Here is a 22960-nt window from a genome sequence, read left to right as displayed (position 1 = left end):
GTGCACGAACAAGGCCGGATAATTAATGGAAGTGAAAAATATGCGTGTTAACCGATCGTTAAAAGTCAGCCTCATTGGTTTACTGCTGATGTTCCTGGTTAGCCTGGTCGTACTGATGCCTGCCAGGCTGGGGCAGGTGATCGCCCTGCCTGAACATATCACTGTCGGTAACTGGTCAGGCAGTATCTGGCAGGGCCGTGCCGGGCATATTGCGATGAATAACAGGCAGGGACAAGTGTTGCTGGAAGGGCGTCTGGATTGGGATTTACAACTAGGGTCATTGCTGCAAGGGAAACTGTGCACCTTGTTTTATGTTGAAGAGTCGGGTCTGGCTAAGTCTCAGGCACATAGCATGGCCGCACAGGCTCAGGGACAGGCGTGCTGGGCAGATGGCACGGTTTCATTGCATGATGTGAGTTTCGCTCTGCCTGCTGAACGTATGCTGTATAACGCAGACATGTCACTGTCCGGTCTGATCCAGGGCCGGCTCCATTCACTTGAGTGGCAATTGCCTGCGAATGGCGTTCAGCAACGCATTGCAGTCTCCGGTGAGGGACAATGGCGTGATATCGATCTGACAGTGCCGGGGATGACGGCATTACGCCAGGTAGACTGGCCGAATATTCCTTTTATCATTTCTTCACCAGATCCTGGCAGCTTCCAGCTCCAGGCTGAGTTTGGCACCGGGGAGACCGTATCAGATCCTGTGAAAGACGGGTGGCCGGTTGCAGCGCTCTCAGTCAATTTGAACGTGACCATGAACGGAGCTTACCAGACAGAGATCCTGTTATTGCCAGATGAGCGTATTGATCAGGAACTGGATAACTGGCTGGCTATGCTGGCAGAGGAAGGTAGCGGTGATTTTGCTGGCGGTTATCGCTATTTTATCGCGTCGCCTTAATGGCAATATGATTTTCCGCCAGGGCTGAGCGTAACTGTTTAGCGATAACCAGGGCTTCAGGCGAGTCACCGTGCAGGCAAAGTGAGTCAGCCTGAACCGTTATGGTCTGGCCCTCCAGTGTGGTGACTGACTGATCTTCAATAAGCTGCAATGCCTGTTTGACCGCTGTTGCCGAATCGCGGATCGTGGCCCCTGCCTGTGAACGACTGACTAACGTTCCGTCAGCCTGGTAGCGACGGTCAATGAATGCCTCTGCGATAAACGGTATATTCATTGCGTTGCAAGCCCTGGCGACAGCACTGCCTGCCAATCCCATTACGGCCAGGGAGTCGTTAAAATCAATGACCCACTGACAGAAATTTCTGGCGAGTTTTTCATCACCTGCCATGTCATTATAAAGTGCACCGTGCGCTTTTACGTAGCGCAGTTCAGCGCCTGAATCTTTTGCCAGCTGATCAATATGATTTAATTGTTCAAAAACAGAATCGGCTAGCGATGACAGAGATATCGCCAGGCTTTTTCGGCCCATATTTTCCCGGTCGGGGTAGGAAGGGTGAGCACCAATGACAACGTCATACTTCTTGGCAAAACGGATAGCGTCGTTGATGGCAGTGTCATCCCCCGCGTGGGCACCACAGCTGATATTCGCAGAACTGACAATGGCCAGAATGGCTTCATCATAAGGACTGCCTTCACCCAGATCCGCGTTCAGGTCGATTGCCTGACTGTGAGTTGAGGTGTTTTTCATAGGCTGTCTTCTACACCCAGTTGTTTCGCCAGGCGTTGCATGTATTGCTGTCTGGCTGAATGTTGACCTTGCGCCTCAGCGATACTGACGGGCACAAACGTAATGATTTGTCCGGGTTGCAAATACGCCAGTTGCCAGAGATCGGCACTAATGACGCTGGCAATACAAGGATAGCCGCCGGTCGTTTGGGCGTCAGCGGCCAGTAAAATGATCTGTTCTCCGCCCGGTACCTGAATCATCCCCGGCAACACACCAGCAGACAGCCGGTTAGCTTCTGACGGGGTATCCAGTTGGCTGCCATCGAGCCGGATGCCGGTTCGGCTCAGGTTGTGACTGATTTTCCACGGGTGATACCAGAAGGCTTGCTGGCACTCTTCCGAAAAAGCGTTGATATCCAGGCCCGGTACCGCACGTAATCGGCCATCGACCTGCCAGGGTCTGACGCCATGACCACAGGCCTCGGTGTTAATGTTTGCCTGGCCAACCTTTATGACATCGTTCCGTTGTAGTGGACGCCCCTCGACGCCACCGAAGCGATTCACCAGATCGGTACTGCGTGCATGCAACTTGACCGGAACGTCAACGCCTCCGGCAATTGCCAGGTAGGCCCGACCACCTGGTTCCCGGGTGGCAGGCAAGGAGACTGTACTGCCCGCCGGGATGTTATGGGCAAACCCGCACGACAAGTCGCTTTCATTACCGTCTGAATCACAGCGTCTGGCCTGATAGTCATGCCCTGTCAGTGCAATCCGATGAGACTGATGGAACTGCAGTGTTAAGGGGGCAGTCACAATCTCCAGCCCCGCCAGATTAGCCGGGTTGCCCACCAGCCAGTTGGCGATGCTCAGTGCATAAGGGTCCATTGCACCACATTGAGGGATACCAAGGTGGCGTAAACCGGTTCGCCCTAAATCCTGGACGGTCAGCAAAGGTGAGGCCTTTATAATTTCAATCATGGCAGGGCACTACCTTCATCCCACTGTGGAATGAAACAGATTTGATCGCCTGGTTGCAAATAAGTCGGAGATGCAGAATCCGGGTTAAACAGGCTCAGGCGGGTGTGACCAATAATGTGCCAGCCGCCTGGTGAATCTGCAGGGTAAACACCCGTTGAGGTGCCACCGATAGCCACGGAGCCGGCGCGGATCCGGTTGCGGGGTGTTTTGCGCCGGGGTATGGCGAGGCGGTTATCCAGTCCGCTGAGATAAGCAAACCCCGGCATAAACCCAAGCGCACTGACTGTATAACAGGCAGTACTGTGACAATTTATGATGTCCTGCTCGCTCATGCCGCAATGGCTGGCGACAGCAGCCAGGTCGGGGCCATACTCGCCACCGTAATAGACCGGAATCTCGACTTGCCGCGATTTACGTTGCGTGTTTGTCTGGCTGCCCCAATGCTGTTCGGCTTCTTTCAGGACGCGCCGGGCGCTATGTCCATCATTAAGTACAATTAGCAGTGAGCCAGGCGCAGGCACCAGGTCCGTCAGAAGCTCGGCAACCGGGCTCTGACGTAATGTATTTGCCAGGTCGATAATACGCATCTGTAACTGATCTGCGCTGATGCTGCCTGCTTTGGGGTTCAGCCGCGGTTCAGCGAATGACAGTAGAATGGCATTCTCGGTTGCAAAATTGATACTGGGCTCTGGTATGCTCATAAAGGCAATGTAATGCAGAATGGCAAAGAGTCAAGCGCCGCCTTATGTCATTGTCAGTATCAAGCGGCCTGGAGGGCTTAGCAGGTTAAGTGGCTAAGCCCGGTAAGCAAGCGTTGTAGGTAAGCGTGGTAAGTAAACCATGAAAGGCCGGAACTCGTGGTTCGGGTTAATCATGTATGCTTTTTAGCTGTTATTGGGAGATTCATCATGAACACTGTTTCGACAATTGCAATACGCCAGCAAAATCAGCCGGTATATCTGGCCCTGGCGCTTCTTGTCATGCTGGTATTGGCACTGGCACCCGGTGCTGCCAAAGCACAGAACACGGAATTGTTACCGGAGGGGCAAACGCTAATACGCCTGTCTGTGAGTGAAACCCGCTCGGTTGAGCAGGACTTGCTGGTGGCACAGTTGCGGGTTGAGAAAGAAGACCGGGATGCAACGCTGCTGCAAAATGCTATCAACCAGATGATGACTGCAGCGCTGGATCAGGTGGATGCTGCTGCGATCTCTGACCTGGATGTGGAAACGGGTTACTACAGTGTCTATCAGACTAACCGGCAGCCCCAGGGCGGCAGAGCCGACCAGGTTTGGCGTGGCACGCAAAGCCTGACGCTGCAGTCCAGGTCGGCAGCCGATATTCTCGCTCTGGTTGGCGAACTGCAGGGCGCTGGCTTGATATTGGGCAACCTGTCTTACCAGGTCAGTGATGAGCTGGCCCGGGATGTCAGGGACTCATTGCTTGAAACTGCACTTAATAGCGCGAGAATGCAGGCCGAACGTATTGCTGAGGCGCTGGGTAAAGATAAGGTGGACATGGCGATTGTTGACCTGGATGACATCTCCCGGGGCGGCCAGCCAGTGGCCATAATGATGCGAGCGGAATCTTCTGCTGGTCTCGACGTAGCAACTCCGGCAGCGCGGGCTGGCGAGAGTGAAGTCAGTCTCACTGTCAGGGTTCAGGCCGTCGCCAAGTAGCAACAATTTGCAAAATTTCGAGCGAACGTTCTTGATTTGCCGGTGCGGGCTGCTTATTCTCGGACATGAATAACAATAATCATGCTCCGAGAATGAGGCCCGCCGATGAGATCTGACAGCAGTCGCTTAGCGCCAGAATTACTACCCCTTCCTACCTTGTCATCGCCCATCCAAAAAATGCTGGGCACCTTTCGCTCGTCATTCAAACTGTGTTTATTACCAGGTGTATTCATGCTGGTTGCCTGCAGCGGTGAGAGCCAGCCAGATTCAGTTGCCAGTTCACCTGCCCTTAATCAGGAGGCCAGTGTTGCAGGACCTGCGTTCCAGGCTGTTGATGCCGCGCGTATAGAACAGGCTGACGCGGCCCCGGAAGAGTGGTTGAGTCACGGGCGCACTTATTCAGAACAGCGCAACAGCCCGCTGGATCAGATCAATCGTAATAATGTGTCTGACCTGGGGCTGGCCTGGGATTTTGAACTGGATACCGACCGTGGCCAGGAATCAACACCACTGGTGATCGATGGCGTGGTTTATTTCACTTCCGCCTGGAGCAAAGCCTATGCGGTTGATGCCCGAACCGGCGATATGATCTGGCAGTTCGACCCGGAAGTGCCGGGTGAAAAGGCGGCGGATGCCTGTTGCGATGTGGTGAACCGCGGACTCGCTGCCTGGGGGGATGCTGTTTACCTGGGCACACTGGATGGGCGTCTGATTGCCATTGACCGGCAAACGGGCGAGGAACTGTGGTCAGTCATGACGGTGGACCCGGATAAACGCTACACCATCACGGGTGCCCCCCGTGTTGTTGATGGCAAGGTCATCATTGGCAATGGTGGTGGAGAGCTGGGTGTGCGCGGATATATTACGGCTTATGATGCTGATACCGGGGAGCAGGCCTGGCGTTTCTATACGGTTCCGGGTAACCCGGCAGACGGTTTTGAAAATGTAGCGATGGAAATGGCGGCAGAAACCTGGTCTGGCGAATGGTGGGCCATCGGTGGGGGCGGCACGGTCTGGGATTCCATGGCCTATGACCCTGAACTGGATCTGCTATATATCGGTGTCGGTAATGGCAGTCCCTGGAACCATCAACTGCGTTCCAATGGTGAGGGCGACAACCTGTTCTTGTCTTCCATCGTGGCACTGCGTCCGGACACAGGCGAATATGTCTGGCATTTCCAGACCACGCCTGCCGAATCCTGGGATTACACCGCGACACAGCACATGATTCTGGCTGACATTGAAATCAATGGCCGCATGCGTGAGGTCATCATGCAGGCACCTAAAAATGGTTTCTTTTATGTTATCGACAGACGCACTGGTGAGTTTATATCCGGAGATAACTACGTAGATGTTAACTGGGCCAGTGGACTGGATCCGGCCACAGGGCGACCGATTGAATCCGAAATTGTCCGTTATCAGCGCGACCCGGCACTTGTGATACCCGGGCCATTAGGGGCTCATAATTGGTATCCGATGTCATTTGATCCCCAAACTCAACTGGTTTTCCTGCCGGCGCAAAATACATCCTATGTCTATGCACCGGCTGATGAAGTCACTGATCAGGCCGTAGGCTGGAACCTGGGACTGGGAGCTGCCATGGCGGAGCCTGCCAACATGGCTGATCAGGGCATGATCATGGACCAGGCGCCGGCTTCCTTGCTGGCCTGGGACCCGGCAGCCCAGCAGGCTCGCTGGCGCGTGGATTACGATGTGTTGGGCAACAGTGGCCTGCTTTCCACCGGAGGTGGACTGGTTTTTCAGGGTTCAGCCGATGGGGTATTCCATGCTTACCGTACTGACAATGGCGAAGAGCTTTGGTCGCATGAGGTCGGTGATGCCATTCTTGGAGGCCCGGTCTCTTACGAACTGGATGGTGAGCAGTATGTGCTGGCGCTGGCGGGGCAGGGTGGCGCAATCCCGTTGACAATGGGTCTGACTTCCGGGAATTACCCCAGGCAGCGCAATGGCCGCCTGATGGCGTTTAAACTCAATGGTGAGGCCAGTTTGCCTGACCATCAGCAGGAGTCGCTGATTCCACTGGACCTGGAAGGGGTGAGCAGTGCTGGCAACCCCCTGTTGGGTGAAGCTATGTACGGAGCCTACTGTTCTGTGTGTCATGGCCCGGTTGCTTTGAGCGCAGGCCCGATCCCCGATCTGCGATATAGCCCGATGATTCTCAGTGAAGAGGGTTTCGCGGCGATTGTGCTTGAAGGGGCGCTGCAGGAGCAGGGTATGCCTGCCTTTGCCGCTGATATTGGTGCGACTCAGGTTGAAGGCATCCGGGCCTATTTGCTGCAACGCGCCGCATCCGTATCAGAGTGATGATCAGGCACGTGAACCGGTACGCTTCGGTTTACTAAGCATCGCAGGGGGCAGGCTGCTTTATCGAGTTAACAAGTGCTAGCCTGCCTTGCGGTTGCTGTCTGTACCTTCGAGATACTGGGCCAGGTATTGGCCGGTGTAGGAGCCTGGCGTGGCAGCGACGTCTTCCGGTGTCCCTTCAACCAGGATTCGACCGCCACCACTGCCACCTTCCGGCCCCAGGTCAACGATCCAGTCAGCCGTTTTAATCACATCCAGATTATGTTCAATCACCACGATAGTGTTGCCTTGGTCACGTAATTTGTGGAGCACGGCCAGTAACTGGCGAATGTCTTCGAAGTGCAGGCCGGTGGTGGGCTCGTCCAGAATGTAAAGTGTTTGGCCGGTATCCCGTTTGGACAGCTCTCTGGCCAGCTTGACACGTTGGGCTTCACCACCGGACAAGGTGGTAGCCGATTGCCCCAGGCAAAGGTATGTCAGGCCAACGTCAATCAGTGTCTGCAATTTGCGGGCAATCACCGGCACCGGGTCGAAAAATTCCCTGGCTTCCTCGATGGTCATATCAAGGACTTCTGCTATATTTCTGCCTTTGTAACGCACTTCCAGCGTTTCACGATTGTAGCGCTTGCCATGGCAGACATCGCAGGCCACATAGACGTCAGGTAAAAAGTGCATTTCCACTTTAACCACGCCGTCGCCCTGGCAGGCTTCGCAACGCCCTCCTTTGACATTGAAGCTGAAACGTCCCGGACCATAGCCGCGAGAGCGGGCTTCCTGTGTGCCGGCGAAGATTTCTCGTACCGCAGTGAACAGACCGGTATATGTCGCCGGATTGGAGCGGGGGGTACGGCCAATCGGGCTTTGGTCGATATCAACAACCTTGTCCAGTTGCTGCATCCCTTCAACTTTCTGATAGGGGGCCGCATCTAACGTGACGGCACCATTTAATTCCCGGGCAGCAATCGGGTAGAGCGTGCCGTTAACCAGCGTCGATTTGCCCGACCCGGACACACCGGTAACACAGGTCAGCAGGCCCAGAGGAATGCTGAGGTCTACTGACTGCAGGTTATTGCCCCTTGCGCCGACAATTTTTACGACTTTTTTGTTGCCGGGGTGAGGGTTGCGCTCCGGCACCAGAATCCGGCGCTTATTGCTAAGGTACTGGCCAGTCAGTGACTCCGGGCAGGCGATCAAGTCATCAACGGACCCCTGGGCGACGATATGACCGCCGTGAACACCGGCACCAGGGCCGATATCAATGATGTGGTCAGCGTGCCGGATGGCATCTTCATCGTGCTCAACCACGATCACAGTGTTGCCCAGGTCCCGCAAGTGGAACAGGGTTTTTAGCAATCGGTCGTTGTCACGCTGGTGCAGGCCGATGGAAGGTTCATCCAGGATGTACATCACACCAACCAGGCCGGCTCCAATCTGCGATGCCAGTCTGATGCGCTGTGCTTCGCCACCGGAGAGCGTGTCAGCACTGCGGCTCAGGGTCAGATAGTTGAGCCCCACATCAATGAGAAATTTAAGGCGCTGCTGGAGTTCTTTGAGAATTTTGTCAGCAATCTCTGCACGGGAACCGCTCAACGTCAGGCTGTCGAAATACGCCTTGGCTTGCTCAATGGTCATGGCGCTGACAGAGGGCAGTGATACGTTATTGATAAAAACGTGTCTTGCGTCGGCACACAGCCGCGTACCCTCACAGGAAGGGCAGGCATGCACACTCAGAAAGCGGGCGAGGTCTTCTCGTACTGCCTGGGATTCTGTTTCATGGTAGCGGCGTTGCATATTGGGCAGGATGCCTTCAAAGGCGTGGCGCCTGACAGTTGTATCACCCCGGTCATTGGCAAACTCAAAATCAATGATTTTGCCGCCACTGCCATTAAGAATGACGTCCTGGTGTTGCTTGCTCAACTCGCAGAAAGGAGTCTCCACGGCAAAACCGTAATGTCTGGCCAATGAACTGAGCATCTGGAAATAATAGAAATTGCGACGATCCCAGCCCCGAATCGCACCTTCAGCCAGGGATAAGGTGTCGTCGACAATAATACGGTCGACATCAAATGACTGTGAAACCCCCAAACCATCACAGGTTGGGCAGGCACCCGCCGGGTTGTTGAATGAAAACAGCCGCGGTTCCAGCTCTTTGATACTGTGTCCGCAGGTCGGGCAAGCGAAGCGCGATGAAAAGGTCAGCTCCTCCCTGTCATCATCCATGAAGGCAATTGAGGCTACGCCATCACTTAACATCAGCGCGGTTTCCAGGCTTTCGGCCAGGCGCTGTTCAATGCCGTCGCGCACTTTCAGGCGGTCGACTACCGCTTCGATAGTGTGTTTCTTGTTTTTGTCCAGGCTGCCGACTTCAACCAGTTCACTGACCTGGCCATCGACACGGACACGAATAAAGCCGTCACTCTGCAAGGACTGGAAAACACCGATATGTTCTCCTTTACGAGCCTGAATGACCGGTGCCAGAATCATGATTTTGCTGCCTTCCGGCAACCCCATTATCTGATCAACCATCTGGCTGACAGTCTGTGCCTGTAGTGGCAGATCATGGTCAGGGCAGCGCGGTTCACCGGCACGGGCATAGAGCAAACGCAAATAATCGTAGATCTCGGTGATGGTGCCCACAGTTGAACGCGGGTTGTGCGATGTTGATTTCTGTTCAATGGAAATGGCCGGCGACAGCCCTTCAATGTGGTCAATTTCCGGTTTGTCCATCATCGACAAAAACTGTCGGGCATAGGTCGACAACGACTCCACGTAGCGTCGCTGGCCTTCCGCATACAACGTATCGAATGCCAGTGATGATTTGCCGGAGCCGGAAAGACCGGTAACCACGACGAGCTTGTCGCGGGGTATATCCAGGTTAACGTTTTTCAGGTTATGGGTGCGGGCACCCCTGATACTGATGTTGTCCATGCCGATCCAGACCAATAAAAACACACCATTATGAGGAATATTGTCCGCTATCGCAAAGAGTCATTCTCTTAGCGCTAGGGACTATCTGCGAGATTGGCAGTTTCGTGCTATGCTTGATAAGAATATTGAGAACAGCCAATTTAAGGAGATAACAAGGTGGCGAGTCGCGGCGTAAACAAGGTGATTCTGGTCGGTAATGTTGGGCGGGATCCGGAAACGCGTTACATGCCCAGTGGCGGGGCAGTCTGTAACCTGGCGCTGGCAACCAGCGAGACCTGGAAGGACAAAAACACGGGTCAGAACCAGGAAAGAACCGAATGGCACCGTATTGTCTTTTTCAATCGCTTGGCAGAAATTGTCAATGAGTATGTCCGCAAAGGCAGCAAGTTGTATATTGAAGGCAGCCTGCGCACCCGTTCCTGGGAGCAGGACGGCATCAAGCGTTATGCGACCGAAATTGTTGCCAATGAAATGCAGATGCTGGATTCTCGAGGCGGTGCATCCAATGACAACTATAGTGGCATGAACCAGGACATGAATCAGGATATGTCACAGCAATCCCAGTCGTCCGGTCAATCCGGTGGCGGCCAGCCCAACCAGAGTGGTGGCCAGCAGCGTCCAAGTGATTTCGACAATTTTGACGACGACATTCCCTTTTAATTCTCACATACCATTTTTACAAGCAGGCCTGGGATATAGTCAGTGAAACTGATGATCATTGGCGCCGATTCAGCAATCGGCAACGAACTCAAACAATTGCTGGAAGAACGAGGGGTTGAATGGCTGGCACCTGACCCCGCAGCGGTAAATGCTGATGATCCCCTGGGTACTGCGCGCGTGATCACGCAAGCGGAACCCGACCAGGTCATTAATCTGGCGTCATACCTGCCGGATCAGCACGACGCTATTTTTCAGGCGGAAAAATACCCTGATGAGTGCGCTGCCATTAATCATCGCCTGCCGGAACTGCTGGCCCAGGTTTGTGATCATCTGAATATTCCGCTGATTCATCTGTCTACAGCCTACGTTTTCGGTGGTGAGAAAAAGCTTGCCTATAACGAGCAGGATGCCGTCAAGCCGGAAGGTATTTTCGGTGAGACAGCTGTCGCTGGTGAACAGGCTGTTGCGGAGACGGCTAAACATATCATTCTTCGTTGCGGTTGGCAGTTTGGGCCTGGTAAATCCCAGTGGCTGGATCGCTGGTTGGATGAACTGCGTTCCGAGGAAGGACAGGTAACGGTAACCCGGGGCAAAATGTCTCCAACGCCGCTGGAGGATATTGCTCGTGTGATTATGGCGATTTCTCTGCAGGTCGATTGTCAGGCAGATGTCTGGGGCACTTATCATTACTGTGCACTGGAACCAATGCGACAAAGCGAGTTTGTTCAGCAAATGGTCAAGTACGCGGCGCAGCATGATGAAAGTATTTATCGTTTGCTGGATCACCTGACGATCAATTTGCAGCGGGTGGAAGCCCCTCTGGTTAGCAATGCTACGTTGAATACCAAACGCATCTTCGAAACTTTCGGCATAAAACAACGCTCCTGGCATGGCAGCCTGCAACGGATGTTGAAGGCCTCATTGTCCAAATCAGCCTCGTCAGCGGGAGAGTGATTCATGTCTTCCCGCGCCGCCTTACTCTCTTTGGAGCAAGCACGTCGCCAGTTATTGGCCAGCATAGCGCCTTTGACTGATACAGAAATGGTATCACTGGCCAGCGCACTGGACAGGGTTGCTGCAGCTGATATCGCTGCGAGTATACCGGTTCCGCCCTGGGATAATGCGGCGATGGATGGGTATGCGCTACGCCGGGCAGACCTTGAACAGACACCAACCTTGCCAGTGAGCCAGCGCGTTGCTGCCGGTATGCAACCCGACCCCTTGCAGCCAGGTACTGCCGCCAGAATCTTCACTGGCGCTCCGGTACCAGACCATGCCGATACGGTGGTCATGCAGGAAAACTGTGAGCAACAAAACGGTCAGGTGACTGTGGTTCAGTTGCCAGAGCGCGGTGAGAACATTCGCCGACAGGGTAGTGATATTAGCGCGGGCAGCAAGCTGATTGAGAAAGGGCAGCGGCTGGGGCCATTCCAGCTGGGCCTGCTGGCATCCACTGGTATTGATCAGGTTCCTGTTGTTGCCAAACCCAAAGTTGCCCTCTTAATGACAGGCGATGAATTGGTTGAACCCGGTTTGACGCTGACACCGGGCAAGATTTTTAACAGCAATCAATATGTCATTCAGGCTTTGTGTCAGCGCATGGGTATCGACGTCGTCGCGTCTGATCATGTTGTAGACTCTCTGGACGCAACAGTATCTGCACTGTCGCAAGCAGCAGAAAAAGCCAATGTCATTATCACCATGGGCGGCGTCTCTGCCGGTGAAGAAGATCATGTAAAGGATGCTGTGTCCCGGGAGGGGGAGTTGCTGCTTTGGAAACTGGCCATCAAACCCGGCAAGCCATTTGCCTTTGGACGGTTTGCGGACAGTCATTTTTTCGGACTGCCAGGGAACCCGGTTTCTGCGGTCGTTACCCTACTGCTATTGGTCAGGCCAGCGTTGCTTAAATTGATGGGGGCTGCTGAAACAGACTGGCCCGAGCGCTGGGTCGAGGCCGGGTTTTCCAGGGATCAGGTCAGTGATCGCGAAGAGTATTTGCGAGTCAGCCTGAAATCTACTCCTGAAGGAGATGTTGTGCAGCCATTTTCCCGGCAAAGCTCCGGGGTTCTGTCTTCGCTGGGACAGTCAGACGGGTTGGCAGTGATTCCCAAAGGGAACAAAGTCAAGAAAGGAGATCGCTTGAGATTCCTGGCGTTTAATGCCATATTTTAGCGGCCCAATTCCTCATAACCTGTGTTGCAACTGTTATGCACGTACTCTCAGCGTTTCCCAGCTTCTCGCGTATCATCGCATCCTGTATTCTGCCTGTTTGCTTCCTGGCTGCCTGCCAAAGCCAAGCACCTCAGACCCGGCCAGTTGAAACGGTCCAGCTAGAGCCGGAGGAGCAGCCCAGCATGGCTAACCAGGAGCAGGCGCGTCGGGACCGGGAGGATGCAGAACGCCACCGGCAGTATGTCGCCGATATTTTATATGACGGTATGCGAGCTCTTCGAGAAGACCGCTTGACGACACCTGTTGAGGATAGTGCGTTCCATTACTTCAATCGTGCTTTTGCACTGGACCCGGGTAATCAGGTTGCGCTTGATGGGTTGCAGGATATCGTCGCCCGTTATTTGCAGTTAACGGAGAAAGCTGCCAGGCAAGGACATTTTGCAACTGCTGAGCAGTTCCTGGATCGGGCGATGATGGTCGACCCTGACGCTGAGGGCATTGATGTCGCAGCGCAGAACCTGCAGTTGGAACGGGAACGCACGCACAGTGTGCACCGTTTCGAGTTTGCCGGGGTCCGTACTCAGCAGCCGGCTGTCGCTGACAGCTTGCGCCAGATTGCCAGTACAGTATCCGAGATCAACGCCTTTGTACTCATCACTGCGCCTAGCGATGAAATGGGACGCTGGATGTATTCTCAGGTACAAAGCGGCATGGTTAACAGCCGGATCCGGGCAGACATCGAGATTGGCGAGCAATCCAGTGTCAGATTGGTTGTTCAATAAAGCCTTTTCGTTCATCAAGTTGTTACATTGATTCCCTAAGATACACCTGACTGGCATGCACGGATTGATGAGTGCAGTGTTTATGCCTTGTTCATCTGGGTGAGTTGTTGACCCAGTGAACCGTATTGCTGGTTTTCTTCCCGCATATTTATGGCTTTCAGATTGCAGAGATCTGAAAGCCTTTTTTTTGCGCCAGGCATAGTGCAGTTGCCCCGAAAACACTTCAAGCAAGGCACATAGGCAGGGCATCACTCCACATTCCGTAGCCAGTCAGACCACGCTTTGCCTAGCGGTCTTCACCCGCAATCGCAGCCGAACTGTTTGAGCCGTCAGGCGAGTTTTCGGCTGCTGGGTGAAAGGCCGTTAGGCAGTGGTCGGCTTCGGAATGTGGAGTGATGCCCTGCTCGCCGACTGGACAATATCCAGACTCTGCTTTAGTCTGCCTGACTGACTCCCACAAATAAAAAAATCAGACATGTTTAAACGCTTGCTTTCGTTGCTCTTCCCGGCAAATACAGCCGACCGGTCCGGCTCCTCTTCGGTATCCTCTTATTCACTGAGTCAACGTATCGGCCTGGTGGCAGGTCCTTTGATGTTCCTGTTGACGTTGCTGTTTTTTACGCCAGCAGACTTAAGTCCTGAAGGCCGGGCCGTGTTGGCAACCACAATCTGGGTTGCTATCTGGTGGATGACCGAAGCGGTGCCGATCCCGGCGGCCTCACTTCTGCCGATTGTGCTGTTACCCATAACCGGAGCGCTGGACAACAGCGCCGTCACTTCAGCTTACGGCAACGATATCATTTACCTGTTTCTGGGGGGCTTTTTCATCGCTACAGCAATGGAGAAGTGGAGTCTTCACCGTCGTATCGCCCTGGCTATCATTGCTTTTGTCGGCACCAGTACACAACGTATCCTGTTGGGTTTTATGCTGGCGACAGCCTTTCTTTCCATGTGGGTGTCAAACACTGCTTCTGTGATGATGATGGTGCCAATGGCCATGGCGATATCAAGCCAGGTCGCTGCGGCCTTAAAAGACCGGCCTGAAGCGGTTGATATACCGGTATTTGAAAAAGCGCTTTTGTTTGGCGTGGGGTATGCTGGCACTATTGGTGGCCTGGGCACACTGATCGGTACACCGCCCAATATTATATTGGCAGCGCAGGCGCGCGAATTATTCGGTTTTGAAATCAGCTTCGCCAGTTGGATGTTGATCGGTGTACCGATGGTGGCAGTGTTGCTATTAATCGCCTGGGTTTATCTGGGACGCTACGCATTCCGAATGTCGATCACTGGATTGCCCGGTGGACGCGAGATGATCAGCAAGGAACGAGAGGCATTAGGCCCCATCGGACCGGAAGAGAAAGCCGTATCCTGCGTGTTTACTCTGGCGGCATTTTTCTGGATTACCCGCTCTTTCATCTGGGTCAATGTGTTCCCGGAAATTACTGATGGTATGGTTGCCATAGCTGCTTCAGTCGCACTGTTTTTGATTCCGGCAAAGCAAGCGGATTCGCCGCGAGTGCTGAACTGGGTAGACTCAAAAAATATCCCCTGGGGCATACTGTTGCTGTTTGGTGGTGGCCTGGCGATTGCCACCGGCTTTCGTGTCACCGGTCTGTCAGACTGGATGGGTAACCAGTTAACAGTGCTGGACGGTTTGCCGGTCATCCTGGTAATTGCCCTGGCCAGTCTGCTGATCCTGTTCTTGACGGAAATCACCTCAAATACTGCCACTGCTACCATGATTGTACCGGTGGTGGCTTCCCTGGCACTGGCGCTCAATCTGCACCCGTTTGCTTTGATGATCCCTTGTGCAATGGCTGCAAACTGTGCATTTATGCTGCCGGTTGGCACGCCACCGAATGCCATCATCTTTGCAACAGAGAGGTTGCGGATGACAGAAATGATGCGGGTGGGTTTTTTATTAAACCTGACTGCAGCGGCACTGATCACCCTCGCGGTCTACTTCCTTGTGCCTCCTTTGTGGAATCTCAGCCTGGATGTTATCCCCCCCGCGTTTCAGCTTTAGATCAGCAGGCATCAGAGCTTGCCTGCTGTTCTCACCGGACGCACACGACCTGTTATCCATCAGAAAAGCGTCGCTACGTAGCTTGCAAGGGTTATTTAGTTTGGTATATATTGGTAGTCGTTATATTGCTGGGTATATATAGAGGCAGGGGATATAGATGCAGAGGGTAGATGAGGGTAGGGGTAATGAGCGAACGTCGTTCCCAGGCTGACCGACGAGCTTCTTCGGGTCGGCGAGCCTCAGAAAAGTCTGATAACACAGCTGGTTTTGCAAATGCTGCCATCGCTGTCTGTGACGAATTGGGCAAGCTCACAGCTCCTCTGCTGCTCCAACTGGACGGCGGCGATATTTCGCCACGCCGTCTTTCTCTTCTTGCTGCTATCGGGGAATTAGGCTCGATAAGCGCAGCAGCAAAATATGTTGGTATGACATACAAGGCTGCCTGGGATGCTGTGGACGCCATGAATAACCTGGCAGGCGTTGTGCTGATTGCTGCTAAACACGGCGGCAAAGGTGGTGGTGGTGCAGAATTGACTGAAGCCGGTAAACGGCTGGTTGGCGACATCAACAATATCCGCGATTTGCAAAATCGAATGCTGGCGCTGGTGGCCGCCGAAGGGGCTGATGAATCGCTCTGGCACAGCCTAAAAACAATCAGGCGAATGAACATGAGAAGCAGTGCAAGAAATATCCTGAGTGGCACCATTGAGTCGGTTGACGTGGGTGCCGTTAATACCGCGATTACCCTCAGGCTTATTGGTGATGATCGTCTTGTTGCGACTTGTACGCAAGAGAGTGTGCGGGCGATGTCACTAACACCCGGTGACAGGGTTGAAGCCTTGATCAAAGCGAGTTGGGTATTGCTGGCTGATGGTGTTGATGGCGCGTCAACAACGGCAGATAACAGCCTCACAGGTAAAGTCAGCCGTGTAACAGATGGCGCCGTCAATGCTGAAGTCAGCCTGCAACTGGAAGGAGGCAATACGCTGACTGCAATAGTGACGATGGATAGTGTCAAAAAGCTGGATATCAAACCGGGAAGGATACTGACGGCGCTGATCAATGCTTCCAGTATTATTATTCACCATGGAGATTCAGAGTGATGTGTCAGCTCCGTACACTCATTGGCATATTGCTGGCGCAGGTTTTTTGCTTTTCTTTCGCCAGTGCCGGGGACGCGACTGTTGCCGCTGCTTCCTCTTTGCGACCGACACTTGATCGCCTGGTTGAGGCCTTCGAACAGTCACACCCCGGTGATCATGTCATTCTGGTGTATGGCTCATCTGGCCGGTTAACGACCCAGATTCTCCACGGTGCACCATTTGATGTGTTTATGGCGGCCAATACTGAGTTCCCGGAGCAAATTGCTGAATCGCAACCAGAGACTTCGGTGCCCAGGCTATACGCCGCGGGACAGCTTGTGATGTGGAGCGCCAGTCGTGATGCCAGAGAAATTGGCTGGCAAGGGTTGCTGAAGCCTGAGGTGCGTCGTATAGCCATTGCCCAGCCGGATGTTGCACCTTATGGTCAGAGAGCCAGGGAGGCGTTGATTCACTATGGTATCTGGGACCAGGTGCAGGATAAACTGGTCTATGGGGAAAGTGTGTCTCAGACAGCCAGAATGGCACTAAGCGGCGCTGCTGATGTCGCCCTGTTGGCTGCTTCGCTGGCGAATCAGGAAGCGATGCAGCAACAGCCTTATATGCGTGTTGATGCCACAAGCCACCTGCCTTTGAATCAATCCATGGTAGTCACAGCACGCGGTCAGTCCAATCCGGTTGCTGCTGCCTTTTCACAGTTTGTAATGTCCTCGCAAGCGCAGTCTATTCTTTCAAGTGCCGGTTTTCTGTCTGCCAGGCAGGTCGGGCAGCAAACGCCCGCCGAGCTGGCTGAGTAAGCGGGACACATGTCTGACTTCTTTGCATTCACTCCAGCAGACTGGCAGGCGATCTGGCTAACGTTGAAGCTGTGCTTCATCACCACGCTATTGCTCATGTTGTTGGCAACCCCGCTGGCCTGGTGGCTGGCACGCGGAGGCAGCTGGTTTCATACCGTAGTTCAGTCTTTGGTGGCGCTTCCGCTCGTACTGCCGCCGACTGTGCTTGGGTTTTATTTGCTGATTTTGCTGGGGCCGCAAGGCTGGATCGGTCAAACCCTGGAAAGTATGGGGCTGAACCACCTGGCTTTCAGCTTTAACGGTATCGTGGTGGCCTCATTGATCTATTCCCTGCCTTTTGCTGTTCAGCCGCTGCAAGATGCTTTTGGCCGACTAGGGCATCGACCGCTGGAAGTTGCGGCATCCCTGGGAGCCTCACCAATGGATCGGTTGCTGACGGTTGTGTTTCCCCTGTGTCGCGGCGGATTGGTGACTGCAGCCACATTAAGCTTCGCTCATACCATGGGGGAATTTGGTGTCATTCTGATGCTGGGTGGCTCGATCCCTGGGGAAACCAGAGTGTTATCGGTGATGATCTATGATTATGCTGAAGCACTGGATTTTCAGAATGCTCACCGGCTGTCGCTGCTGATGCTGGTATTTTCTTTCCTGATCCTGGTGGCTGTCTATGGCAGGCAGCGCCGTTTCAGTCTGTTTGCTCAACGGAATGTGAACTCATGAGTCTGAATGTTTCCGTTAACTGGCAGCGGGATGCCTTTTGTTTGCAGTTGGCCCAGAGTTTCCCCAGCAAAGGGGTGACGGCTCTGTATGGCCCCTCAGGTTGTGGTAAAACCAGTCTGCTGCGTATTGTGGCCGGGCTGGAAAGAGGTGCCATGTCCAATGTCTCATTTAATGGTGTCGACTGGCAGAATGAAAGTCTCTGTGTGCCACTTGAAAAGCGGCGAATCGGTCTTGTTTTTCAGGAGGCGAGTTTGTTGCCTCACCTGGATGTCAGGGCAAACCTGGAGTATGGCTGGCGCCGAACAAAGCCAGCACAACGACGTTTGGCGCCGGAAGAAATCTACCGGATGCTGGCGCTGGAGTCTTTGTTGCAACACAGAACCGACCAGTTGTCGGGTGGCCAGCGTCAGCGCGTGGCTCTTGGGCGTGCGCTGATGACCAGCCCTGATCTGTTGTTACTTGATGAGCCACTTGCTGCTCTTGATGCTGTTGCCAAACGCCAGATACTGCCTTATCTGGCCCGGGTCGTCCGGGACACAGAGACACCGACATTGCTGGTGACTCACTCAACCGATGAAGTACTGCGACTGGCTGATCACATCGGGTTTATGGAGAATGGATCGGTTGCCCCGGTAGTCAGGCTTGCTGAAGCACTGCAAGACCCGTCTTCCCCGCTGTTTGCAGATGAAGGGGCTGTGTCGGTATTACAGGGGCAGTTTGTGATCGAAGGCAACGGTGGCTGGGGCATGTTCTCTACCACCTCGTACCACCTTCATGTCAGAAGCTCGCCTGAGTACATGTCTTTACACTCAGGTTCGACAGCATTCCAAAACCACCGCCTGCAGATCTATGCCCGTGATGTCAGTATTGCATTAACAGACCCGACTCAGATCAGTATTCAAAACCACCTCGCTGCGAAGATTAGCGGTTTGACTGAAAAGGACGATGGGTTAGTGCTGGTCAGGCTGACTTTAGCGGATGGTCAACTGTTGATGGCAGAGCTGACGTCGGCATCTGTGTCACGGCTGGGCCTGATACTCGGGATGCCAGTCTGGGCGCTTGTGAAATCTGCAGCCTTGTTACAATAAAGTCAGAAGCACCTGAGTCGAGTGGCCTGTACACACCCGTTCGCTATGCAGACTGGTTACAAGTCTTGTCTGGGGATGGGTTGCGGCTCTGGTGGCAGCCCTCTCCAGCGGCCTCCCTGCCGCCTCTGGTGATTGATACTTATCTGGAACAAATGAGTTGTGGTGTTGGGATTGTAAATATACAAGGTGTTGTGAAAGATCAAGAAGATGAGGCATTTCGCGCCTGTCATCGGCTGGCAACTGGCAGTTTGCGAGAGCTACCTGGAGTGCAGATGCAATTTTCGTCACAGCCGTGGCTCGATTACTGCTCCCGGATGCGTTAGTGTTTCGGATCAGAGTTGAAACCAGCGGCATTTTGATGCATGTTTGCGCGCCAGATTAATTCGAAAGCCTTGGATAACATTAAGGAATCAAGATGAAAGCAAAGAAGATAACAGATGATTTTTCTGTAGCAGAACAGTTGCTACCGGATGATGTGGATGAAATGGCTGCCGCTGGCTATAAAACGATTATCTGTAATCGACCCGACGGGGAAAGCTTTGATCAGCCTATCCGCGCTGAAATACAGGCGGTTGCCGAAGAGCACGAGATCGACTTCCGTTATATTCCTGTGGTATCGGGCCAGTTAAATCTGGAAGATATCGCCAAATTTACTGAGGCACTGGATGACGCTGAACGTCCTATTCTGGCGTACTGCCGCAGTGGCACTCGCTCCATTCAGCTGTGGGGGCTGGCTAACGGTTTGAAAGGCATGGCACCTGAAGAAATTGTGAAGCTTGGTGCTGAGCACGGCTACGACTTGCGTGGTGTAGCAGGGTGGCTGGCTCAGCAGTCAGAATAGTCAATCACTGACTGTGAGCCCTGAAGTCACCGGACTTGATACATGGCCGCTAAGGTCGTTCCACCGCTATCGCAACACCCTGGCCGCCACCAATACATAAGGTGGCCAGGCCTTTCCTTGCTTCGCGTTGCTGCATGGCATGAATCAGGGTAACAAGTACCCGGCACCCGGAAGCACCTATCGGGTGTCCCAATGCAATCGCGCCGCCGTTGACGTTGACCTTGTCCATGTCCCAGCCAGTCTCTTTGGCAACCGCCAGCGACTGCGCGGCGAAGGCTTCGTTAGCCTCTATCAGATCAATATCCTGTAATTGCCACTGAGCTTTTTCCAGACAACGTCTGGTTGCTGATACCGGGCCGATACCCATGATGGCCGGGTCGACACCAGCACTGGACCAGGCGCGTATGGTGGCCAATGGCACCAGCCCGTGCTGCTCGGCAACGTCCCGGCGGCAGACCAGCACCATGGCGGCACCGTCATTAATACCGGAGGCATTACCCGCTGTGACACTGCCGTCAGCCTTGAATGCCGGGCGCAGCCTGGCAAGCGATTCGGCGGTTGTGCCAGCGCGAATCCCTTCATCCTGGTCGACCATGATGGGGTCAGACTTGCGCTGGGGAACCGCGATGGGCACGATTTCTTCTGCAAATGCCCCTCTGGAAGCAGCCTCGCTGGCTTTCTGCTGGGAGGCTGCTGCGAAGGCGTCCTGTGCTTCCCGGCTTATGCTGTATTGGTCAGCCAGGTTTTCGGCGGTGATACCCATGTGATAGTCATTAAACGCATCCCAAAGCCCGTCACCGATCATCGAGTCCACAGCCTGCCAGTGTCCCATACGCTGGCCTTGGCGAGAGTGGGGGAGAACGTGCGCCGACTGGCTCATCGACTCCATACCGCCAGCGATGACCAGATTGGCATCCCCCTGGGCAATAGCTTGTGCCGCCAGGTGGACAGCCTTGAGTCCGGATCCACAAACCTTATTGATCGTCATTGCTGGTGTGGCCTGGTCCAATCCACTGTTAATGGTGACCTGGCGCGCGGTATTCTGGCCACAGCCCGCGGTCAGTACATGGCCCAGTATGACCTCATCAACTGCTGAAGCATTAATTCCGGTTTTTTTGATCAGGGCCTGCATGACCTGAGTCGCAATTTCAACCGCAGAAAGCGAAGACAAACTGCCCTGAAATGTGCCTATCGGGCTGCGAGCGGCGGCAGCAATGACGATATCTGTCATGATGTTATCCTTTAATTTGTCCTTGAATCCATGGCAACCCGGGGTGTCCCCCGGTTACAAACCGGCGACTAGCCGCGGTTAACCCGGTTATCTATCAGTGCCTGTACGACTGAAGGGTCAGCCAGCGTTGTGGTATCCCCCAGTTGCTCCGTTTCATTGGCGGCAATTTTGCGCAGGATGCGGCGCATAATTTTACCGGAACGGGTTTTCGGCAATCCGGGTGCAAACTGGATGATCTCAGGTTTAGCAAAAGATCCGATTTCAGATGCGACGAAACGGACCAGTTCGGCGTTCAGTTCATCTGAGTCTTCCACTCCTGCCATTAACGTCACGTAGGCGTAGATGGCACTGCCTTTGATATCATGGGGATATCCCACGACAGCCGCTTCGGCAACTTGCGGGTGCAAGACCAGTGCGCTTTCAATTTCGGCAGTCCCCAGACGGTGTCCTGAGACATTGATAACATCATCAACACGACCGATTATCCAATAATCACCGTCAGCATCACGTTCAGCGCTGTCACCGGTGAAGTAATAGCCGGGGTAAGCACTGAAGTAGGTGTCAATACAGCGCTGATGATCGCCATATACAGAGCGGATCTGGCCTGGCCAGCTTTGCGATATCACCAGGTTACCTTTGCCTGCCCCTTCAACAACCTGGCCTTCTGCATCGACTAACTCTGGTTTAACGCCAAAGAAAGGTCTGGTCGCGGATCCGGGTTTCAGGTCAGTGACGCCAGCGATGGGCGTAATCATCATGCCGCTGGTTTCAGTTTGCCACCAGGTATCGACAATCGGGCAGCGACCATCGCCGACCACGCGGTGATACCATTCCCAGGCTTCCGGGTTGATGGGTTCGCCAACTGAGCCCAGCACTCGCAGGGAGCTGCGTTGATAACGTTTGACGGGTTCATCACCCTGGCCCATCAGCGCACGGAGTGCGGTCGGTGCCGTATAGAAAATATTGACCCGGTGTTTGTCGATGACCTGCCAGAATCGCGAGGCATCAGGGTAAGTGGGTACACCCTCGAAGACCAGAGAGGTGGCACCATTGCAAAGTGGGCCGTAGACGATGTAGCTGTGTCCCGTCACCCAGCCTACATCAGCGGTGCACCAGTAAATTTCCCCTTCGCGGTAATCAAATACATAACGGTGCGTCATGGCAACCTGGAGCAAGTAGCCGGCAGTGGTATGCATGACGCCTTTGGGTTTGCCGGTTGAGCCTGACGTATAGAGGATAAACAGGGGGTCTTCGGAGTCCATCGGTTCAGCCGGACAATCCGTGCTGGCCGAAGCTACCGCCTCCTGGTACCAGATGTCACGCTCTTCATGCCAGTCGATATCAGCTGCAGTATGTTTAACCACTACTACTGTCGCTACGTCAGGGCAGCCTGCCAGCGCTGTATCGACATTGCTTTTCAAGGGGATACGCTTGCCGCCGCGGACGCCTTCATCGGCGGTGATGACAGCCGAGCAGGCTGAATCAAGAATACGGTCACGTATGGAGTCGGGAGAGAAGCCACCGAATACCACCGAGTGAATGGCACCAATGCGGGCACATGCCAGCATGGCATAGACGGCTTCGGGAATCATGGGCATGTAAATGCAGACCCGATCGCCTTTTTTAATTCCCCGGGATTTCAGTACATTAGCGAAGCGACAGACCGCTTCGTGCAACGCCTGATAAGTAATAGTGTCACTGGTGTCCGGCTCATCGCCCTCCCAGATCAAGGCAACCTGATCAGCGCGGGTGGGCAGGTGCCGATCAACACAGTTGTAACAGACATTAAGTTTGCCCCCCGCAAACCACTTGACGTCTGCCTTACTGAAATCACCGCTGACTACTGTGTCCCAGGGTTCAATGAAATCGATGAAGGCTTTTGCCTGGTCTGCCCAGAAGGTTTCGGGCGCCTCAATAGAGGCGTTATACATCGCCTCATAGGCTTCTTTGTCAATAAGACTGTGCGATTGAGGTTCAGCCGGGTAAACATGCTTTTCTGACAT

General features: G+C 53.9%; 19 protein-coding genes. 13 read left to right on the top strand and 6 right to left on the bottom strand.

Features of this window, described 5'->3' with window-relative positions; genetic code table 11:
* Positions 1 to 25: 25 nt before the first annotated feature.
* Positions 26 to 901, top strand: a complete 876-nt coding sequence (gspN, locus tag PSCS_RS03665) for a type II secretion system protein N (protein ID WP_068810442.1) — start codon at positions 26 to 28, stop codon at positions 899 to 901.
* On the opposite strand, the gene pxpA is transcribed toward gspN, so the two are convergent.
* The 3 genes from pxpA to pxpB are packed head-to-tail and all read right to left on the bottom strand — an operon-like array spanning position 885 to position 3306.
* Positions 885 to 1649, bottom strand: coding sequence for a 5-oxoprolinase subunit PxpA (gene pxpA, locus PSCS_RS03660; protein WP_068810441.1), 765 nt, complete (start codon positions 1647 to 1649; stop codon positions 885 to 887). The two genes, gspN and pxpA, sit on opposite strands and share 17 nt — an antisense overlap.
* Complete coding sequence (locus PSCS_RS03655; RefSeq protein WP_068810440.1) at positions 1646 to 2605, bottom strand: 5-oxoprolinase subunit C family protein; 960 nt, start codon at positions 2603 to 2605, stop codon at positions 1646 to 1648. Before PSCS_RS03655 ends, pxpA begins: the two co-directional genes overlap by 4 nt.
* A complete protein-coding gene (gene pxpB / locus PSCS_RS03650) occupies positions 2602 to 3306 on the bottom strand; it encodes a 5-oxoprolinase subunit PxpB (protein WP_068810439.1) in 705 nt (234 codons plus the stop codon). Before pxpB ends, PSCS_RS03655 begins: the two co-directional genes overlap by 4 nt.
* A gap of 207 nt (positions 3307 to 3513) precedes the next feature.
* Between pxpB and PSCS_RS03645 the strand changes: the two genes are divergently transcribed.
* The gene (locus tag PSCS_RS03645; protein WP_082866534.1) at positions 3514 to 4284 is read left to right on the top strand and encodes an SIMPL domain-containing protein; all 771 of its coding nucleotides are present in this window, start codon (positions 3514 to 3516) and stop codon (positions 4282 to 4284) included.
* A 231-nt stretch (positions 4285 to 4515) separates the two neighbouring features.
* Complete coding sequence (locus PSCS_RS03635) at positions 4516 to 6609, top strand: PQQ-dependent dehydrogenase, methanol/ethanol family (protein WP_068810437.1); 2094 nt, start codon at positions 4516 to 4518, stop codon at positions 6607 to 6609.
* Positions 6610 to 6687: 78 nt separating this feature from the next.
* On the opposite strand, the gene uvrA is transcribed toward PSCS_RS03635, so the two are convergent.
* Positions 6688 to 9537: an excinuclease ABC subunit UvrA gene (uvrA, locus tag PSCS_RS03630; protein WP_068810436.1), complete on the bottom strand. Its 2850-nt coding sequence runs from the start codon at positions 9535 to 9537 to the stop codon at positions 6688 to 6690.
* A gap of 156 nt (positions 9538 to 9693) precedes the next feature.
* On the opposite strand from uvrA, the gene ssb reads away from it, so the two are divergent.
* The 10 genes from ssb (at position 9694) to PSCS_RS03575 (ending at position 19726) form a co-directional block, all read left to right on the top strand.
* On the top strand, positions 9694 to 10197 hold the full coding sequence (ssb, locus tag PSCS_RS03625; RefSeq protein ID WP_068810435.1) for a single-stranded DNA-binding protein: 504 nt from the start codon (positions 9694 to 9696) through the stop codon (positions 10195 to 10197).
* Positions 10198 to 10248: 51 nt separating this feature from the next.
* On the top strand, positions 10249 to 11151 hold the full coding sequence (locus PSCS_RS03620) for an SDR family oxidoreductase (RefSeq protein ID WP_229694661.1): 903 nt from the start codon (positions 10249 to 10251) through the stop codon (positions 11149 to 11151).
* A gap of 3 nt (positions 11152 to 11154) precedes the next feature.
* Entirely contained in the window at positions 11155 to 12369 is a 1215-nt protein-coding gene (locus PSCS_RS03615; RefSeq protein ID WP_068810433.1) for a molybdopterin molybdotransferase MoeA, read from the top strand.
* Positions 12370 to 12404: 35 nt separating this feature from the next.
* Entirely contained in the window at positions 12405 to 13151 is a 747-nt protein-coding gene (locus PSCS_RS03610; RefSeq protein ID WP_068810432.1) for a hypothetical protein, read from the top strand.
* 475 nt (positions 13152 to 13626) lie between these two features.
* On the top strand, positions 13627 to 15180 hold the full coding sequence (locus PSCS_RS03605) for an SLC13 family permease (protein ID WP_068810431.1): 1554 nt from the start codon (positions 13627 to 13629) through the stop codon (positions 15178 to 15180).
* Between the two features lie 185 nt (positions 15181 to 15365).
* Entirely contained in the window at positions 15366 to 16283 is a 918-nt protein-coding gene (locus tag PSCS_RS03600; RefSeq protein ID WP_106387070.1) for a TOBE domain-containing protein, read from the top strand.
* On the top strand, positions 16283 to 17077 hold the full coding sequence (modA, locus tag PSCS_RS03595) for a molybdate ABC transporter substrate-binding protein (RefSeq protein WP_068810430.1): 795 nt from the start codon (positions 16283 to 16285) through the stop codon (positions 17075 to 17077). Before PSCS_RS03600 ends, modA begins: the two co-directional genes overlap by 1 nt.
* A 9-nt stretch (positions 17078 to 17086) precedes the next feature.
* On the top strand, positions 17087 to 17797 hold the full coding sequence (modB, locus tag PSCS_RS03590) for a molybdate ABC transporter permease subunit (protein ID WP_068810429.1): 711 nt from the start codon (positions 17087 to 17089) through the stop codon (positions 17795 to 17797).
* Positions 17794 to 18885 (top strand): molybdenum ABC transporter ATP-binding protein, encoded by a 1092-nt coding sequence (gene modC, locus PSCS_RS03585; protein ID WP_068810428.1) that lies wholly within the window; start codon positions 17794 to 17796, stop codon positions 18883 to 18885. Before modB ends, modC begins: the two co-directional genes overlap by 4 nt.
* Positions 18886 to 19300: 415 nt before the next feature.
* Positions 19301 to 19726, top strand: a complete 426-nt coding sequence (locus PSCS_RS03575; RefSeq protein ID WP_068810426.1) for a TIGR01244 family sulfur transferase — start codon at positions 19301 to 19303, stop codon at positions 19724 to 19726.
* A gap of 49 nt (positions 19727 to 19775) precedes the next feature.
* Here the strand turns inward: PSCS_RS03575 and PSCS_RS03570 are convergent, their stop codons facing one another.
* Both PSCS_RS03570 and acs read right to left on the bottom strand, forming a co-directional pair.
* Positions 19776 to 20957 carry an acetyl-CoA C-acetyltransferase gene (locus PSCS_RS03570; RefSeq protein ID WP_068810425.1) on the bottom strand — a complete coding sequence of 394 codons (1182 nt, stop codon included), beginning with the start codon at positions 20955 to 20957 and terminating at the stop codon, positions 19776 to 19778.
* A 68-nt stretch (positions 20958 to 21025) separates the two neighbouring features.
* Positions 21026 to 22960 carry an acetate--CoA ligase gene (gene acs / locus PSCS_RS03565; RefSeq protein WP_068810424.1) on the bottom strand — a complete coding sequence of 645 codons (1935 nt, stop codon included), beginning with the start codon at positions 22958 to 22960 and terminating at the stop codon, positions 21026 to 21028.

It is taken from the genome of Pseudohongiella nitratireducens, assembly GCF_001642735.1.
Taxonomy (GTDB): Bacteria; Pseudomonadota; Gammaproteobacteria; order Pseudomonadales; family Pseudohongiellaceae; genus Pseudohongiella; species Pseudohongiella nitratireducens.
This window is presented reverse-complemented; position numbering and strand designations above follow the sequence as displayed.